This window comes from Phenylobacterium sp. (assembly GCF_044236515.1).
GTDB lineage: Bacteria > Pseudomonadota > Alphaproteobacteria > Caulobacterales > Caulobacteraceae > Phenylobacterium.
The window spans coordinates 23555-37548 of sequence record NZ_JBIIGK010000007.1; the positions used below are offsets into that span (position 1 = coordinate 23555).

At 70.8% G+C, this 13994-nt stretch carries 14 protein-coding genes; 8 read left to right on the forward strand and 6 right to left on the reverse strand.

Going from position 1 to position 13994, the window contains the following annotated elements; translation table 11 throughout:
- Positions 1–121: 121 nt before the first annotated feature.
- The 3 genes from ACILRF_RS01675 to ACILRF_RS01685 all read left to right on the forward strand — a co-directional run bounded on the left by ACILRF_RS01675 (position 122) and on the right by ACILRF_RS01685 (position 1658).
- A complete protein-coding gene (locus tag ACILRF_RS01675; protein ID WP_395670528.1) occupies positions 122–841 on the forward strand; it encodes an alpha/beta hydrolase family protein in 720 nt (239 codons plus the stop codon).
- Between the two features lie 89 nt (positions 842–930).
- Positions 931–1194, forward strand: coding sequence for a plasmid stabilization protein (locus ACILRF_RS01680; protein ID WP_395670529.1), 264 nt, complete (start codon positions 931–933; stop codon positions 1192–1194).
- A 68-nt stretch (positions 1195–1262) separates the two neighbouring features.
- Positions 1263–1658 carry a DUF6766 family protein gene (locus ACILRF_RS01685; RefSeq protein ID WP_395670530.1) on the forward strand — a complete coding sequence of 132 codons (396 nt, stop codon included), beginning with the start codon at positions 1263–1265 and terminating at the stop codon, positions 1656–1658.
- Between the two features lie 24 nt (positions 1659–1682).
- Here ACILRF_RS01685 and ACILRF_RS01690 read toward each other — a convergent pair whose 3' ends face one another.
- From ACILRF_RS01690 to ACILRF_RS01700, 3 genes are all read right to left on the reverse strand, one after another.
- Positions 1683–2249, reverse strand: coding sequence for a hemerythrin domain-containing protein (locus ACILRF_RS01690; RefSeq protein WP_395670531.1), 567 nt, complete (start codon positions 2247–2249; stop codon positions 1683–1685).
- A 136-nt stretch (positions 2250–2385) separates the two neighbouring features.
- Entirely contained in the window at positions 2386–3327 is a 942-nt protein-coding gene (locus tag ACILRF_RS01695) for a methyltransferase (protein WP_395670532.1), read from the reverse strand.
- A gap of 51 nt (positions 3328–3378) precedes the next feature.
- Positions 3379–5295 (reverse strand): TonB-dependent receptor domain-containing protein, encoded by a 1917-nt coding sequence (locus tag ACILRF_RS01700; RefSeq protein WP_395670533.1) that lies wholly within the window; start codon positions 5293–5295, stop codon positions 3379–3381.
- 127 nt (positions 5296–5422) lie between these two features.
- Here ACILRF_RS01700 and ACILRF_RS01705 point away from each other — a divergent pair, with 127 nt between their 5' ends.
- The 5 genes from ACILRF_RS01705 to spt all read left to right on the forward strand — a co-directional run bounded on the left by ACILRF_RS01705 (position 5423) and on the right by spt (position 11003).
- Complete coding sequence (locus tag ACILRF_RS01705) at positions 5423–6790, forward strand: lipopolysaccharide biosynthesis protein (protein ID WP_395670534.1); 1368 nt, start codon at positions 5423–5425, stop codon at positions 6788–6790.
- Positions 6787–8496, forward strand: coding sequence for a fatty acyl-AMP ligase (locus ACILRF_RS01710; protein ID WP_395670535.1), 1710 nt, complete (start codon positions 6787–6789; stop codon positions 8494–8496). Before ACILRF_RS01705 ends, ACILRF_RS01710 begins: the two co-directional genes overlap by 4 nt.
- Positions 8497–8498: 2 nt before the next feature.
- A complete protein-coding gene (locus tag ACILRF_RS01715; protein ID WP_395670536.1) occupies positions 8499–9410 on the forward strand; it encodes an NAD-dependent epimerase/dehydratase family protein in 912 nt (303 codons plus the stop codon).
- Positions 9411–9529: 119 nt separating this feature from the next.
- A complete protein-coding gene (locus tag ACILRF_RS01720; RefSeq protein WP_395670537.1) occupies positions 9530–9778 on the forward strand; it encodes an acyl carrier protein in 249 nt (82 codons plus the stop codon).
- Positions 9779–9788: 10 nt separating this feature from the next.
- On the forward strand, positions 9789–11003 hold the full coding sequence (gene spt, locus ACILRF_RS01725; protein WP_395670538.1) for a serine palmitoyltransferase: 1215 nt from the start codon (positions 9789–9791) through the stop codon (positions 11001–11003).
- 4 nt (positions 11004–11007) lie between these two features.
- Here the strand turns inward: spt and ACILRF_RS01730 are convergent, their stop codons facing one another.
- From ACILRF_RS01730 to ACILRF_RS01740, 3 genes are read right to left on the reverse strand one after another with little or no spacing between them, the layout of a single operon-like run.
- Positions 11008–11937, reverse strand: coding sequence for a hypothetical protein (locus ACILRF_RS01730; RefSeq protein WP_395670539.1), 930 nt, complete (start codon positions 11935–11937; stop codon positions 11008–11010).
- The gene (locus ACILRF_RS01735) at positions 11934–12836 is read right to left on the reverse strand and encodes a diacylglycerol/lipid kinase family protein (RefSeq protein ID WP_395670540.1); all 903 of its coding nucleotides are present in this window, start codon (positions 12834–12836) and stop codon (positions 11934–11936) included. The genes ACILRF_RS01730 and ACILRF_RS01735 overlap by 4 nt, the downstream gene beginning before the upstream one ends.
- Positions 12836–13960: a CDP-alcohol phosphatidyltransferase family protein gene (locus ACILRF_RS01740; RefSeq protein ID WP_395670541.1), complete on the reverse strand. Its 1125-nt coding sequence runs from the start codon at positions 13958–13960 to the stop codon at positions 12836–12838. The genes ACILRF_RS01735 and ACILRF_RS01740 overlap by 1 nt, the downstream gene beginning before the upstream one ends.
- Positions 13961–13994 lie beyond the last annotated feature (34 nt).

A 13994-nucleotide genomic window follows, 5' to 3' on the forward strand; every position in this document is an offset into this window, starting at 1 on the left:
CCGCCAGGCCCGCCCGCATTGCCGCGCCCTCCCCACATCGCGCGCGGGACGGAAGCGACACTAACAGTTCGACTAAGGGCGGCTAACTTCCCTGCGGGCGTCCCGCGCCTATGCTCTCGTCATGCTCGAGCTTCGATCTTCCATCCTGGCGCTGACCGTCGGGCTCTTCGTTGCGACGTCGGCGCTGTCGGCGCCGGCGAACGTCGTGACGCCGCGCGGAGCGCCGATTTTGGTGGAGGCGCAGGTGCCGCCCGGCCCCGGGCCGTTCCCTGCCGTCGTGCTTGCACCGGGGACGGGCTCGATGCGGCAGCCGCTGAACGACGCCGTCGCTGCGAGCCTGCGCCAGCAGGGCTTCGCCGTCTTCCGCTTCGAGTGGGCCTATTACGTGCGGGACAAGGGGTCGACGCCGTCGGACACTGATCGCGGCCCTGAGATTGAGGAACTGACGACCGTCGTGGACCTGGCCCGGGCGGACGCGAGGATTGATCGCGCGCGGATCTTCGTCGGCGGCAAATCGCGCGGCAGCATTATAGCGTGGCGGGTGTTCCGCGCCGATCCGACCCTTAGGGGCGCCGTGCAGCTGACGCCGGTCTGCACCAAGGCTGGCTTCACACCGGCGCAGCTCTACCCCGAGATCGCCCTGGAAACGCGGCCATCCCTGTGGGTCCACGGCGACGTCGATCCGGCGTGCCGGTCGCGTACGCTCCATGGGTTCTTGGCCAGCGCGGGCGAGCGGGCGCGATCCGTCGGTCTGCGCGGGGATCACGGGCTCAGCTCGGCGACCACCAGCGCGTTAGCCGGGGCGCTTACGGCCGACTTCGTGCGGAGCGCGGCGGAGTAACGGTGCGCCCGGTCGCTCCGCGAGGAGAAACTGGGGGAACTGTGGACGCGTCAGTCGGTTTGCGTCGGACAGTTCCAGGAGGTTTCCCGATGCCCCGTGGCGACAAGTCCGCTTACACCGACAAGCAGGAGCGCAAGGCCGACCACATCGCCGACAGCTACAAGGAAAAGGGCGTGTCGGCGAAGGAAGCCGAGCGGCGCGCCTGGGCCACCGTCAACAAGGACGACGGCGGCGGCAAGAAATCCGGCTCCGGCCGGGCGCCGGACAAGCGCACCGCCGCCGAACGCTCGGCCTCGGCCAAGAAGGCGGCCGCGACCCGCAAGCGCAACGCCGAGCACCACGCTTCGCACTAGCGTTCAGATCCAGCATCAATGATCCAAGATCCTCCTTCGGCGTTTCAGCCGCTGAAGGAGGAGACGGAATGCTGAGATCCTACGCCTATGCCTGGATAACCCTTGGGTTCTTCCTGGTCTCGTTCGTACTGCACTGGGGCTTTGGCTGGGCGGCTTTCGTGGCCGAGCAACAGGCGCACCATCAGGTCCCGCAGCTCGCCGAATATCTCGTTGAGGCCGGCCGGGACACCTTCGAGAACTGGCAGTCCGAGTTCCTGCAGCTCTTGTGGCAGGTCGTCGGCCTCGCCTACTTCCTTTACGTCGGCTCGCCGTCTTCCAAGGAGAACGACGATCGGACCGAGGCCAAGCTCGACGCCCTGCTCGAAATGGTCGGCAAGGAAGAAGGCAAGCGCCGGATCGCCGAGATCGACGACAAGTTCCTGCGCCACCACGGCCACGCCACGCCCCACGGCCACGAGAAGTAGGCCGCGGGGCGCGACGGCCGCGCCTCAGTTCAGCTTCGCGCCGTACTCGGCCATCAGCTCTTCCTTACGGGCCTTCAGGCGCTCGCCCATGGCGTCGAGATCCTCGTCGCCCTTCTTGGCCTGGGCGAAGATGCCGCCCGGCTGCTCCTCTTCCTTCACATGGTGCTTGATGTACTCGCCCAGCACCTTGACCTTGGCGTCATAGAGATCGTCGCTCGGCTTCATCGCCTCGATCTCGGCGATCAGCTTCTTGGCGCCGTCGTGTTCGACATAGGCCTCGTCGAGCATGTCCTCTTCGACGTCCGCCCGCTCCTCCGGATAGAAGATCTCTTCCTCGATCTGGGTGTGGACCTTCAGGGCCGTGGCGATGCGGTTGAAGAGTTCGAGTTTCTCGGAATCCGCTTCCAGCTGTTCGTACTCGTCGAACCAGCCCTCCACCTCGCGGTGATCCTTCTTGAGCAGGCTGATCGCCAGCGGGTCGCGACGACCGGTGCGACGGGTCCGGCGGGTCTTGGTCGTCTTGCTGCTGCTGCTGCTGCTGGATTTACTGCTGCTGCTGGACTTGGAGGTGGAGGCTTTGGCGGTGGCCATGTTGGAAATCTCCCTTGGTCAGATCTCAGACAGCGCGGAAAGGGGCCTTGCCTGGCCACGTCCTGCCGCCTTCGCCGTGAACGGCCCTGAAGCGGGGGCCGTTCCTATGTGGCCTGGCCGACACCTCGGCCGCGGCTCAGCGCTCCCGGATGATCACCGCGCCGACGACGGCGATACGCTCGACGTCGCCGTAGGCCGGCGTCTCCAGTTCCTCGCCGAAGACGTCCGGATCGAGCTCGGCGTAGGTCAGCCGCCCGCCGCCCTGCTCGGCCACTTCGGCCAAGGCGTCCCGCAGTTCGTCGCGGCCGCCCTCGCAGATGGCGCTCCCCGAATAAAGCAGCATCCGTCCGCCCGGCCTAAGCTTGGCCAGGCCCGCCGCCGCCCACTCCACCGACAGCGCCGCGCCGTGCATGTCGCCGCCGTCGCGGTATGTCTGGTCGGCGTCGGCCATGTAGGGCGGATTGGCGACGATCAGGTCGAGCCCGGCATGCGCCGCCATGACGCCCGAGGCCTGCTGCAGGGTGATCGTCAGGCCGGCGTGCGCGGCGTTGACCCGGGCCAAGCGCAGCGCCGATGGATTGACGTCGGAAAGCGCCACTTTCGCGGCCGGGGCCGCGCCGGCCACGGTCAGCGCACCCACCCCCGCGCCGCCGCCGACGTCCAGGGCCTGCGATACGGCCGGCGGTATATGGCGCAGTATGAAGTCGGCGAACCGATAGCTGTCCGGCCCGAGGAACACCGCGTCCTGGGCCTCGGTGGGGAACGCCGAGTGAAGATAGAGACGACCGTTCACGCGCGAGACCCGCACCCGGCTCTTTGCAGGCCCGTCACGCCGCTCCAGTAGGTCGGCGGCCGCCAGCGCTTCGACCAGGAAAGCCGGCGCGTCGCTCGGATCGAACAGGCGACCCCAGCCGAGGATGTCGCGCAGGTCGCCCGGACGGGCCTCGCCCCGGCGCTTCAGGACGCGGCGATGGGTCGCCGGCGTCGGCGTGACGAAATCATAGCCCCGGGCGTCGAGCTCGCCGAGCAAGGCGAGCAATCCGGCGTCGAGATCCTGCGGTGCGGCCGAACCATCCATGGTGAAGGTAAGGCCTGAGCGGCGGGGAAGTTTCCGGCCGCCAACCCGCGTTTAGAAATCCACCGTCAGGGCCGCGGTGGTCGTCCGGGGCGCGTTGACGTCGAAGGTCCCGCTGCTCACCACCCGCCAGTCGAATTCGTTCGTCACGTTGGTCATCGTCACGCGCAGCAGCGCCGGCGTCTCGCCGATGTCGAACCGGTAGCGGATGCCGAGGTCGGTGATCGTCGCGGCCGGGACCCGGCTGCGGTTCAGCTGGTCGGCGATGCGCGCCCCGTGGTGGTTGGCCCCGAAGGTCAGTTGCAGCCCAGGCATCGGCGTCTGCCAGGCGCCGCTCAGCGTCAGGGTGCGAGCGGCCTGGCCGACGGGTCGCGGACCGATCCGCCCTTCCCGCACCGGATCGCCGGTGACCCTTGGCTGCATCAGCACCGCCCCGGCCACCAGGGTCAGGCCCTCGATCGGCGCGCCGGTCAGGCTGACCTCGACGCCGCGATGACGCACCGCCCCCAGCTCGCGGAAGACGTTGGCCGCGTCGGGCGCGAAGTAAGGCTTCTTGACCTCGAACCCCCCGGCCACCAGCCGCAAGTTCGGCGTCAGCACGACGCGAACGCCGGCGTCCCACTGGTCGGTGATGATCGCCGGCAGGGCCTGGGCCCGGTTGGCCGCGCTGTCGGGGGCGACGCCGCTCTCCTCCAGGCCCCGCGTGACGCTGCCGTAGAGCGCCAGGCGCTGGGTCATCGTCCAGCTGGCGGCGGCGTTGTAGAGCCAGGCCGGATCCTCGCTCACCGTTTCCGGTGTCCCCGGACGCAGGACCGTCCGTCGATAGTCGGTGCGCTGCAGCCCGAGCATCAGCGAGCCGCGCCCGCGCCAGCGCAGGTCGTACGCCAGCCCCGCCGTCCATTGCCGCACCTCGTCGCGGGTGCGCGGGCCCAGCGCGAACTCCGGCTCTGGCGTCGTCACGATGTCGCTGATGTGGACCGGCCCGTAGTCGAGGTTGACGCCGCCGCCATAGCGGCTGTCCCGCTGACGGGCGCGCAACGAAAGGTGCACCGCCTGCGCCAGGTCGCCATGGACGAAGGGCCGGCTGACCCGGAACTCGCCGCTCGTGGAGGCCTGCATCGGCCCCGGGTCCCGGCCGATCCGCCGCCGCGCCGAGCCGTCCGCCTGGACGTTGGTCAGCAGGTGGACGTAGTTCGCATGGGTGTCGGTGGTCGACCGGAACAGGCCCGCCGCCAGCTCGAACCCGCTGCCCAGGGCCGTTCGCCCGAGGACGCCGTAGTTGGTGTTGGTGTTGCTGTTGTCCGCCCACCGCGGCGTGACGAGGCGCAGGCGCTTGACGGCCGGCGGCACGATCCCTGGCGCTCCGACGTAGAGCGGCGCCGTTTCCCGATCCCAGTTATGGACCTGGCCCAGGAACGGGGCGACCAGGGTCTGTGGGTTGGGCGTCCATCGCAGGACGAAGCCGTGCGAGATGGCCGGACCGTCCGCCCCGCTGGCGAACTCGTCGTAGAAGGCCCCGACGCCCGCCGCCAGGCTCAGGGTCGGCGAGATCGGAAACTGTCCGTCGATCTCCAGCCGCGAATGCCCGGTGTCGGCATAGCTGGTCATGACGCTGACCACGCGCTCCGACCCTGAGGTCCGCAGGCGGTAGTCCACGACGCCGGTTGGGGCCGGGAACAAATAGTTCTGCGCCGCCAGTCCCACCCGGACGGCATGGCTTTCGGTCATCCGGTCGGTGAAGTTCGCCGGCCGGTCGATGTAGAGGCCTTCCAGCCGGATGTTGCCGGCGGTGATCGGAGAGAAGCCGCGAACCTCGCTCTGGCTATAGAGGCCGATGCGCTCCTGGCCGACCCCGCCGCCGAACGCGTCCTCGGCGCTCGCGACGGCGTTGTCATTGACCCGCTGTGCGTGAACGGCCGACGGCAGACCTAGGACGCAGGCCAATGCGGCCGCGGGCGCGATCCGTCTCAACTGGTTTCCCCCTGGAGCCGAGTCTCCGCCCGGCGCTGCCCCTGCTTAGGTGATCACAGATGTCTTGGCGAGGGGGGCGGCGCCTCACCAGTGGCGCGGTCGGCGAATTCCCGCCATGAGGGGAGCGATGAGTTCTCCCGCCGCCCCCAGTCCGCGCCGGTCGACCCCGTTCCGCCGGGTGGTTTCCAACGCCGGGCTGCTACTGGGCGGCAAATCCGTCAGCGCCGTGATCAGCCTGGCCTATCTGGCGATCACCGCCCGCGGCCTCGGCGTCGCGGCGTTCGGCGTCCTGGCCCTGATCCACGCCTTCGTCCAGTTCCTCGGCGAAGTGGTCAAGTTCCAGTCCTGGCAGACCCTGATCCACTATGGGGCCGGCCCGCTGGCGGAGCGCCGGCTGCCGGCCTTCCAGCAGGTCCTGCGCTTCAGCCTCTTCCTCGACGCCGCAAGTCTCGTCGTCGGGCTGGTCATCGGCGTCGCCGGGGCCTTCTTGTTCGCCGGCCCGTTGGGCTGGAAGGGCGAGGAGGCGCCCGCCGCCGCCTACGTCGTCTCGATCGCCTTCATGGTTTCGGCGACGCCCCTCGGCTTGCTGCGCCTATTCGACCGCTTCGACGTCATGGCCTGGCAGGCGGCGGCAATCTCGGTGGTCCGCGTCGCCGGCTGCGGCCTTGTCGCCGCGCTCGACGGGCCGCTGGAAGCCTACCTCCTCGCGTGGGGCGCGGGCACGGCGGTCGGGTTCACCTATCTCGCCCACGGGGCCTGGCGCGAGCTGCGGGCGCGCAACCTGCTGGACGGCTTCACCTGGCGCGGGCCGCTCGCCGAGGGCCTGCCCGGCGTCTGGCGCTTCGCCTGGTCGACGAATCTCAGCGCCACCCTGGACGTCGCCTTCACCCACGTCGTCACCCTCGCGGTCGGGGCGTGGGTCGGCCCGGCCCAGGCCGGCTTCTGGCGGCTCGGCCGCCAGGTCGCCGACGCCATCGCCAAGCCGGCCAAGCTGCTAACCCCCGCCCTCTATCCCGAACTAGCCCGCCTCCGCGTCGCCGAGGGCGAGGCCCAGATGGCCCGCCTGGCCCTGCAGATCGGCGCCACGACCGGCGCCTTCTGTATGGTGATCGTCGCCACCGCCGCTTTCGCCGGCGCGCCGCTGCTGGGGCTGATCATGGGCCGGGAATTCGCCCCCGCCGCCGAACTGATGACCTGGCAGGTCGCCGCCGCCGCCATTGGCATCTTTGCTTTGCCGCTCGAGCCGATGCTGGTCTCACAAGGCCGCCCCGAGGCGGCGTTCAGAGTGCGGTTGGTGGTCTCGCTTGCCTTTCTCGCGACCCTGCCCGCCGTCGTCGACATCTACGGCGCGCGGGGTGCGGCCATCGGCCTAATAGCCGCCGCCGTCGCAATGGCGCTGGGTAACCTTGGCATGTTGCTGCGTCGGCGCCACATGCGCCCAGCCCAACAAGCCGCTTGCGGGGACTCACACGCAGGCGTGAAAGACAGACCGTGACACCGACTCCCACAGCTCCCGACCGCGACCTGCGCCTCGGCTTCGCCACCCTGATCGAGGCCCTGGAGTTCGCCGCCACCCGCCCGACCGGCGTCAACCTCTACGACCAGCGGGGCCAGCTCGCCCTCGCCCTGCCCTACGCGACCTTGCGCGACGAGGCCGAGGTCCTTGCCCGCCGCCTGCTTGCCTGGGGCCTGGCGCCCGGCGACCGGGTCGGTCTGGTGGCCGACACCGAGGCGGACTTCGTGCGGCTGTTCTTCGCCTGCCAGTATGCCGCCCTGATCCCGGCCCCGCTGCCCCTGCCTGCGCCGCTCGCCGGCCGCCAGGCCTGGATCGAGCAGATCGGCCGCCTGCTCTCCTCGGCCGGCGCCGCGGCGGTCTTCGGCCCCGCCGGCCTCATGCCTTGGCTTACGGAAGCGGCCGAGGCGTCCGGCGCCCGCCCCCCGATTGCGCCCGAGGACCTGCCGGCCGACGCCGCCGCGGCCCTTCCCGAGATCGCCCCGGCCGCCCCCTGCTACGTGCAGTTCTCGTCGGGCAGCACGCGCACGCCCACCGGCGTCCTCGTCACACACCAGGCGCTGATGGCCAACGCCCTGGCGATCACCCGCGACGGCCTGAAGGTGAAGCCGAGCGACCGGGCGGTGTCCTGGCTGCCGCTGTACCACGACATGGGCCTGATCGGCTTCCTGCTGAGCCCGCTGGCCAGCCAGATGACCGTCGACCTGCTGCCGACCGCGGCCTTCGTGCGCCGGCCTCTGATTTGGCTCGACCTTATCACCCGCAATGGCGGCACGGTCTCCTACAGCCCGACCTTCGGCTACGAGCTCTGCGCCCGCCGCGCCGACACCGCCGACATCAGCGCTTACGACCTCTCAGGCTGGCGGATCGCCGGCAGCGGCGGCGACATGGTCCGCCCGGGCCCCTTGCGCGCCTTCGCCGCCCGCTTCGCCGAAGTCGGGTTCCGCGAAAGCGCCTTCGTCGCCAGCTACGGCATGGCCGAGGCGACGCTCGCCCTGACCATGGCGCCGCTCGATACCGGCATCGGCGCGCTTGCGGTCGATATCCAGCGCATGGAGCAGGACGGCCTCGTCCGTCCCGCCGCCGCCGGCCGCCAGCTCCGCGAGTTCGTCAGCTGCGGCCCGGTCCTGCCCGGCCACCAGCTCGAGGTCCGCGGCCCCAACGGGGCGCCCCTCCCGGAGGGCCAGGTCGGCCGCGTCTTCGTCCGCGGTCCCAGCATCATGCAAGGCTACCTTGGCCAGCCCGAAGCCACCGCTGCGGTGCTCGACGCCGACGGCTGGCTCGACACCGGCGACCTTGGCTTCCTCGACGGCGGCGCCTTCACCCCGACCGGGCGGTCGAAGGACCTGATCCTGCTCAACGGCCGCAACATCTGGCCGCAGGACCTTGAATGGACCGCCGAGGCCGAGGTCGACCGCCTGCGCAGCGGCGACGTCGCCGCCTTCGCCGTCGAAGGCGACGAAGACAAGGTCGTCGTCCTCGTCCAGACCCGCTCTAGCGACCCAGACGTCCGCGCCGGCCTCCTGACCGAAGTCACCGCCGTGCTCCGCGCCCGCCACGCCCTCGACGTGCAGGTCGAGCTGGTCGGCGCCCACGCGCTGCCGCAGACGTCCTCCGGCAAGCTCAGCCGCTCCAAGGCCCGCGCCCTCTACCTCTCGGGCGCCTTCCGCGCCGTCGAGCCGGCCTGACGGTGCTCGTCGCGGTCACCGGGGCCACCGGCTTTCTCGGCCGTCCCCTGGTCCGCGAACTGGCCGCCCAGGGCTTGGCCGTCCGCATCCTCGCCCGCCGTGACCCGATCTGCGCCGAATGGCGGGGCCTCGCGCCCGAGGTCGTGGTCGGCAGCCTCGGCGACGAGGGGGCCTTGCGCGCTTTGACGAACAGCGTCGACGTCGTCATCCATGCCGCCGGCCTGGTGAAGGCCCGCACCGCCGCCGAGTTCACCGTCGCCAACGCCGACGGGGCGCGGCGCGTCGCCGCAGCGACCAGCGGCCGGATGCTCCTGGTCTCCAGCCTCGCCGCCCGCGAGCCCCAGCTCTCAGCCTACGCCGCCAGCAAGCGCGCCGGCGAGGACGCCGCCCGCGCGGTGCTCGGCGAGCGCCTGACCATCGTGCGGCCGCCGGCCATCTACGGCCCCGGCGACCGCGAGCTCTTGCCGCTCTTCCAGACCGCCGCCCGCAGCCCGGTCCTGCCGGTGTTCTCAGACCAGGCCCGCACCGCCGTTATCCACATCGACGACGCAGCCCGCCAGATCGCCGCCCTCGCCCGCCGCTCCGGCGGCGGGACCTTCGCCCTTAGCGACCACCGCCCCGAGGGCTACGGCTGGCGCGAGATCATGCGCGAGGCCGCCGCCGCCGTCGGCCGTCGCCCACGCCTGGTCCCGACCCCGGCCCCGGTGGTGCATGGCGTGGCACGCCTGGCCGGCTTCCTCGGCGGTTTCGGCGGCGTCCCAATGCTGACCGCCGGCAAGGCGCGGGAGCTGCTGCACGACGACTGGAGCCTGCGCCCGGAGGAACAGGCCCAGGGCCTGCCGCCTCCGCAGTTCGGTCTCTCCGCGGGGCTGGCCGACGCGGTCCGCTGGTATCGGGCCAGGAACTGGCTGTAGCCCAAACGACGAATTCCGCGGGTTTTTATGACCGCGGCGTTACAACCGGTGGCAAAAATCAACATCCGGCATTAGGTAGGCGGTTGGGGACAAGGCCCTGAGGGGGTAAGGCGTCAAGCATGGCTGAAGTCGTGACTGACCTCACGGTGCGTGAAATCGAGCGCGCTGTGGCGACTGTGCTTGGTCGCGCGGTGCGCCTGCAGGATGAAACCGACATCGCGCGTGATCTTGCGGTGGATTCGCTGGCCCTGATGAACATCGTCATGGAGCTGGAGGATCGATTCGATATTTCGATCCCGCTCGATCGACTTGCGGATATTCAGACGATCGGCGACCTGAGCGCTCTGATCACCGAGTTGCGGGCTTAAGGCGGCGCGAATGGGACTGCTCGATAAACACCTCGGCTATAGCCAAGCCTATGACGGTATCCGCAGCATGGGCGCGGATCCGTTCAACGTCCGGTTCGACGCCGTCCGCTCGCCGACCGAGGCCGAGCTGGAAGGCCGCCGTGTCATCCTGCTCGGCACCAACAACTATCTCGGCCTGACCTTCGACCCCGACTGCATCGACGCGTCGGCGGAGGCGGTCCGCGCCTGGGGCACCGGCACCACCGGCTCGCGCATCGCCAACGGCAGCTTCGGCGGCCACCTGGCGATGGAGACCAGCCTGGCCAAGTTTTACGGCCGCAAGCACGCCATGGTCTTCACGACCGGCTACCAGGCCAACCTCGGCGTGCTGTCCTCGCTGGTCGGTCGCGGCGACCACCTGATCCTCGACGCCGACAGCCACGCCTCGATCTACGACGGCGCGCGCCTCGGCCATTCCGAAGTGATCCGCTTCCGCCACAACGACCCGGAAGACCTCTACAAGCGCCTGCGCCGCCTCAAGGGCCAGCCCGGCGATCGGCTGATCGTCGTCGAGGGCATCTACTCGATGATGGGCGACGTCGCCCCGCTCAAGGAGATCGTCGCGGTCAAGCGCGAGATGGGCGCCTATCTGCTTGTCGACGAGGCCCACTCGATGGGCGTGCTCGGCGAGCGCGGCCGCGGCCTGGCCGAAGCGGCCGGCGTCGAGGCGGATGTCGACTACATCGTCGGCACCTTCTCCAAGAGCCTGGGCGCCATCGGCGGCTTCTTCCTCGGCGACGATCCGGCCTTCGACATCCTGCGCGTTGTCAGCCGGCCTTACATGTTCACCGCCTCCTTGCCCCCGGCGGTCGTCGCCTCGACCCTGGCGGCGCTCGAGCGCGTCGAGCAGGAGCCCGGCCTGCGCCACAAGCTGGCCGCCAATTCCGAGCGGCTGTTCAACGGCCTGCGCGCCATGGGCTTCACCACCGGCGAGACGGCGAGCCCCATCGTCGCCGTGGTGATGCCGGACCTGCCGGCCGCTCTGACCGCCTGGAACGCCCTGCTCGCCAACGGGGTTTATCTGAACCTCGCCATGCCGCCGGCGACCCCGGACAACCGCCCCCTGCTGCGCTCCAGCGTCAGCGCGGCGCACACCTTCGAGCAGATCGACGAGGTGCTGGCGGTGTTCGAAAGCGTCGGCCGCCAGTTCGGCCTGCTGCCGTCGGACCAGCGCGCCCTGGCTTGAGACTTCAGGCCGCCGGACCCCGTTTCCTGGCCCTCCAGAGCAGCCAGAGCACGCCGGGCGCCGACAGGATCGGGTGGCGCTCGCGGAACGGCGTCAGCGGGACCTTCAGTCCGGTGTGCCGCTCGATCTTCCACACCGCATAGCGGGACGCGCCGTCGAAGGTGAAGGCCGCCTTGATCAGCCGCGCGACGTTCAGCGGCTTGCCCATCGTCCGGCGCAGGCGCCAGCGGGCCAGCAGGCGCCGCCTGCGGCGCGCGCCTGGCTGAGGCCGGAACGCCTCGCCGACCTGCTCGGCCTCGATCCCGCCGGCCGCCCAGGCGAGCGGCATCAGAGCCGTCCAGCGCTCCGGCGCGACGCGCAGGATCTCATCGGCCCGCCCCGCAGTCTCTACGCGCAGCTCGGCGCGATAGGTCTGGCGGAACAGGGCCCGCCAGTAGTCGAGCGCGCTGCCTTCCTCCGGGCCGACGGCGGCAGCGAACCGCGCCGCGGTCCGCGCCGCCGCGGCGACGGCCTCGGCGACCTCGCCGGCCGCGGTCTCATCGCGGCGCCAGACCAGGGCGACCGGCTGCACGAACCGGGCCCAGATGGTGGTGTCGAGCGTCCGGCCCGAGGCCGCCCGGCGGAAGGTGTCGAGCGGCATGGTCGCCACCTTGGCCCGCAGCGTCCCCGCGGCGGTGTCGAACTCGCGGTAGCTGACCTCGGGCCAGAGCTTGCGCTCGACCAGGCCGCGCAGGCCGCGGCGGTGCGGCCCGTCGGTCAGCACATAGTAGTCCAGCAGTCCCCCGAGGTCGCCGGTCCGCAGGGTCGAGCCGTAGTAGAGCACGGCGGCGGTCCGGCGCTCGGCCGCCAGGCGGCCCGCGAACGCCACCGCCTCAGGCGTCGCCCTCGTCGCCAGTTCCCGCGTCGCGAAGGCGAGGAGCGCGCCTCGGCTCACGTGACGAATTCCAGCGCCGGTCCGGCGGACACCGTGAGCTCGCCGCCGGGGTAGGCTTCCCCGTCGAGCACGAACTCGCCGTCCAGCGCGATCTTGAAGTCGCCTTCGCCCCGCACATAGCCGGCGCGCGCCAGCCAGGCCGGCTCGGTCCCCCGCCACAGCGGACCCAGGGCGGCCAGCAGCAGCCGGGGCGGCGCATCGATCGTCAGCGACTTCAGGCCCGGCCGCTCGGCGCCGAACGGCTTCAGGCCCAGCGGCAGGCGCTCCAGGGTGCTGGCGATGACCAGGAAGCGGGCCCGAGCCTCGGCCTTTCCGCCGCGCGCCAGTTGCATGACCTCTCCGGCCCGCCAGCCGCGGTCGTCCCGCCCGGCGATGCTCTGCACCACCGACATGGCCAGGGTCAGGGCCACCGACGCGGTCCCGAACGCCCCCATCCGGTGCGCCGACTGCGCCAGCCGCGTCGCGCGGACATAGGCCCCGGTTCCGAACACAAAGCCACGCCGCAGACTGCCGTCTTCGCGGACCACGTCGATGCAGGGCCGGACCTGGCGCGGGGCCGCGGGATCGAGGATCCGTCCGACCGCCGCCTCGACGGACCAGTCCGGAGCGACGCCCAGGTCCTCGGCCAGCACATTGGTCTTGCCCGAGGGCGTCACCGCCAGCAGCGGGATGCGCGCGCCGAACGTCGCCGGCAGCCGGGTCAGCACGTCCCGCACCGTTCCGTCGCCGCCGTCCAGCACCAGCCGGTCGACGCCGGCCTCGGCGAAGCTGGTCAGCGCCTCGGTCAGCGCCGCCTTGGTCTTCGGCTTGGCGAACAGCACGTTGTCTGGCGCCGTCACCCACGGCATGTCGCGCCGGTTGCGATAGCTCTTCGGGTTGCGGACGACCCCGACGCGCATCAGCGCGAGAGCCAGGAGACCACGCGCTCGCGCGGCGTCGCGAACGCCTGCACGAGTTGCGCCGCGTGGACCAGCAGGGAAATGCCGGTCCACACCGCCACCAGCCACAGCCCGATGTCCGGCCGCATGGCCAGGACGCTGAGCGTCAGGATGATCAGGTTCGGGTTCCGCCGCGCGGTGATCAGCCGGAAGAAGCTGTCGAACGGCCGCCACGAATGCACATGGAAGCCGTAGCGGTGCATGAACACCCCTTCGAGGCCGCGCTGCACCCAATAGCCGATCAGGATGACGCCCAGGGTCGCCGCGGCCTGCGGCGCCGGCTGGCCGGTCCGCTCCAGGCCCACCCACCAGGCCCACCACCAGAACGGCGGATGGATCAGGTCGATGCCGTGGTCGAAGATGTTGCCGAACTTCGACGACGTCAGGGTGACGCGCGCCAGCTTGCCGTCGACGGTGTCCAGGAAAGTCATCACCCAGGCGCAGACGAGGCCGAGGCCGAACTGGCCGATCCAGAACAGCCAGAAGGCGGCCAGCACCAGCAGGAAGCCCGCGAAGGTGACCTGGTTCGGCGTGAACCCGGCCTGCGCGCACCAGCGGGTGACGATCCGCGCCGGAACCGGCCAGGCGTATTTGGTGACGAGGTCGGTGACGCCCTTGTAGGAGCCTTTGAACGTGCGCCGCTCGACCGCACGCACCGTCGCCTCGCTTAGCGGCTCCAGCACCGGCGGTTCGCGTTTGCGCAGGGCGCTGTTGTAGGCGATGGCTTCGGGATCCAGCCGCTCCAGCCCGGCCGGCATGCGGCCGGCCTCGAGCGCCGACGACGTCTCGGCCGCCCGGTTGGCCGGCACGTGCGCGGCGACCGGCACGTTGCCGGGCGCCACCAGCACCGCCCCCGGCCGGCCGACCAGCGCCTTCACCAGCGGCTCGTCCAGCACCCAGTCGCCGCGCGCGATCAGCGCCGGGCGGTCCGGGGCCGGGGCCTCCGTCGGTTCGACCCCGGCGCGCACGAAGGTCCGGCGCAGCCGTTCGGCCCCGGTCATGCCCCAGATCCGGGCCGCGCCGCCGCTCACGACGACGCCCTGCGTCCGCTGGTTCGTTCCCGACTCGCTCAAAGCCCCGATCACCCCTATCCAGTGCTGGCGGACTTGATAGCCAGAT